Source organism: Pedobacter sp. (assembly GCF_045628745.1).
Classification (GTDB): domain Bacteria; phylum Bacteroidota; class Bacteroidia; order Sphingobacteriales; family Sphingobacteriaceae; genus Pedobacter.
The window spans coordinates 1-3,621 of sequence record NZ_JAZQPU010000485.1; the positions used below are offsets into that span (position 1 = coordinate 1).

Genomic DNA, 3,621 nt, shown 5'->3' on the forward strand with positions numbered 1-3,621 from the left:
GAAGCGTTGTAACTGTTTGGACCGAAACCCGCACGTGCTCTAATCTTATTGATGTGGAGGAGTGCCTCTGCAGTCTGTCCTAATTCAAAAGCAGCTTCAGCAGCATTTAATTCAATTTCTCCTAAACGGAACCATACCCACCATACATCGCTTTGAATCCCTCGGGTAGAAGCACCACCATTGGCGTCGATATACTTACGTAGATAAAAGCCTGTATTACTCACTTCTTGGATAGATCGGTGTGGTCCGGAGGCGGCCACTAAAAGTTTATTATCGGTGTAATTAGTACCTAAATCAGCACCCTCAACAGTCTGATAAGCGTTGGTACCTGCATTCCATACCATTACTCCAGCCTGCATATCTACGGTTAAACCTTTAAAAGGGGCTCCCGGATAAACAACCGTACCGTACAAACGGGCATCTTTATTGGCGAATATATCAGTAGTTTTGTCATAATAGATAAAATCCGTATTTGCCGCATTACGGGTTCTAAGCGTTCCCTCCGTTCCATCAAGATAATCATAGCTCTCCACCAAATTTAAAGATGGTGTGATATTAGAAGAACTTAAATTATCTTCCCTGATGCCACGGGCAATGTTATCATAGGTAAAACCATGTTTCTTAGCTTTAGACGTTAAGAAATCCCTAACAAATATCACTTCAGGATTGTTAGCTTTTTTAACAACCGCTTCATAGAAGTTTTCTCCAAGGTTAGGATTACTGGTATAAAGAGAATAAGGACCGGCAATAACTTCTTTTGAAGCATCCAGCGATTTTTGGAAATATTCACTAGCTCTGGCGGCAGGAATACCCACCTCCCCCCCTGCGGTCGTAATAGATGGTGTCAATAACGCATTATACTTAGCGATAGTACCAGCATATAACATCGCCCTGCTCTTTAAGGCCATACAGGTATATTTATTTGCACGCCCTGTACTCCCAGCATTACCAATATCATTCTTGATCGCATCAAGTTCTGCAGCTACAAAATCATATACTTCAGCTTCTTTTGCACGTGGTTGCTGTAAATAAGTAGGATCACCTTCAAAATCATAAATCAATTGAGTAGTAATTAAGGGAACCCCTCCCATCCTTTTCACCATTTCAAAATAGAGATAGGCCCTGATAAATCTAAACTCTGCTTTTAACTGGGTTCTTTGAGCCTCTGATAAAGTGGCGGCACCAAATTTATCTACATTTTCAATGGCCAGGTTCAAGTCACGGACAAATCCATAATCATATAGCCTCCAGTTGGCTCTGTCATAATTAAAAATATTATTACGCCCTTCTTCATTGGAAAAGCCCGACCACATGGCATCATCATAATTGGCCATATTTCTCCATTGAGAACCTGCCTGGTCAGTTAAGCCCATATCGGTAGGCAGACGATCATAATAATTAGCCAGCAGACCAACAATCAATTTATTGTCTTTCCACAGTTGTTCATCCTGAATAATAAAGGTAGGTTCTAGTTCTAGATAATCTTTCTTGCAGGCATTTAAGCTTAACAACAGTAGCATACCGAATGTTAAATATTTATATCTATTTTTCATGTTCATCATCTTTTAAAGTGTCAAATTGAATCCTAGTGTATAGATTTTTTGTTGTGGATAAATCAACCCATTACCAGCGGATATTTCTGGGTCAATTTGGTATTTACTCACATTATCTATGGAAAATAAATTAGATCCATTGACATAAACCCTTAAGGTATTTATGCTCACTTTTTTCAACATTGCGGCAGGGAAGGAATAACCTAGTTCTAAATTTTTCAACCTGAAATAACGAATATTTGTGGTCCAGAAATCATTGCGGTTATTGCCACTTAAAGGACTGGTAAAAATAGAAAGTCCACCATTGTCTTTTCTCAAAGCTGGATAAGTACCGGCAATCCACGCACTATTTGGATTGAAAGGATCTGCCTGGTGCCAACGATCGGTCAGCATGTATTCTGGAGAATTTCCATTGTTTTGGAAAGGAAATTTCAACTCCCAGTCTCTAAAAAAGGTCTGCATTCCTGCGCCCATAAAGTCGAAAGCAAGTGAAAAGCCTTTATAAGAAATACGGCCATTAATGCCATAGTTAAAATAAGGTAATGCACCTTCAGCATAACCGATTGGTTTGATATCCATTCCATTGATAAGACCATCACCATTTAAGTCTTCATAGATTAAATCACCTGGCAGTAGCGTTCTATTTCCCTGACCATCAATATTTACCTGATAGTCATTGATCTGTTGCTGAGATTCGAAACGGCCCACAATATGATGGCCCCAATTTACATTCTGCCATCGGCCCGTTCTATCGTTGCGATATTCATCAGAGGAATTACCAAAACGTGGTTTATACATATAATCGTCCTTGGTTCTTCCTAATGTCGCATTTCCACCAATAGAGAAGTCAACATTTCTAATTTTCCCTGTGTAAGTCAGGAAACCATCAAAGCCTTGGGTGATATCTGAATTTAGGTTTTCGTTAGGCAATGAATAACCCACTTCGTTAGGCAGCACAACATCATACCGAGCGGCTGGCAAGCCAGTACGTTTGCGTCTAAATAAATCAAACTGACCTGTAAAATGCTTGAAGACAGTAAAATCTATCCCAATGTTTGAGGTATGATTTTTCAACCAGGAAATAACTGTTGTTGGTACTCCTCTCGGAACCACTCCATTATAAAAAGTACCGTCAAATACTGCACTTCCTGCATTAATGTTATATCCGCCCATATAATCAAAAGGCCCAGGAGTAATATAATCTCCATTTGAATTCTGCACAGAAGTTCCCGTCTCTCCATAGGAAACTCTTAATTTAAATTCATTGACCTTTTCAGCAAATACCTTTTTAAAGAAATCTTCTTCAGATAGTCTCCAGCCTAGGGATACACCCGGAAAAAATCCAAAACGGCTTCCTGAACGGTAAAGAAAGGAACCGTCATATCTTCCAACGGCTTCAAGCAGGTATTTCTTCTGGTAATCGTAATTTAAACGCATGGCATACCCTTCGAAAGCCTCCTCATAATGTGTATCACCGATATAATCCAGATCTGCAAATAGCTGAGTAGGAATATAATTGTTAGGCGGAACCGAATGCAGGGCCTGGTAATCATTGGTCGCTTCTTTTCTTTCAAATGCGACTATGGCACTAATAGAATGATCGTTTATCTGCTTTGCATAATTTAATTGAAATTGTTTAAATTGAGCAACAACATTTCTTTTATGTGTTTCTCTCCATGGATTTTGGTTACCATATAAGGCACCGTTTGCTGCTCTGTCATTATAAGTATCTGTTGCCGCATCATAAATATAAGCAGGGTAAGTGTATTCAAAACCCTCAAAGTTTTCATTGCTATAATCATAAGAATACAATGCTTTTGCTGTTAAACCGAAGGTAAACTTATATTCAGCACTGAATTTTGCACCAGCACCACGGGTAACGTTATCAATATACCCAGTGATATCATCACTATAAGTGGCAGGATTGACATTGACATTATGTGTTTGGTTGATGTATAAAGGATTATTATTAGCATAGGCAGTCTCTGTAGGCCACATACTTCCAATACTTAATAATGGATTAAAAAAATCATCCAATCCGGGTACACCTACGTTATGACGATCCTCA

2 protein-coding genes are annotated in these 3,621 nt (G+C 39.0%); both read right to left on the minus strand.

Annotation, left to right across the window (positions count from 1 at the left end; translation table 11 throughout):
* On the minus strand, window positions 1–1,553 hold a 1,553-nt coding region (locus ACR2F7_RS17800; protein WP_432714883.1), incomplete at its 3' end, for a RagB/SusD family nutrient uptake outer membrane protein.
* A gap of 12 nt (window positions 1,554–1,565) precedes the next feature.
* Window positions 1,566–3,621 (minus strand): SusC/RagA family TonB-linked outer membrane protein (locus tag ACR2F7_RS17805; protein ID WP_432714884.1); only part of this gene is annotated, 2,056 nt, incomplete at its 5' end.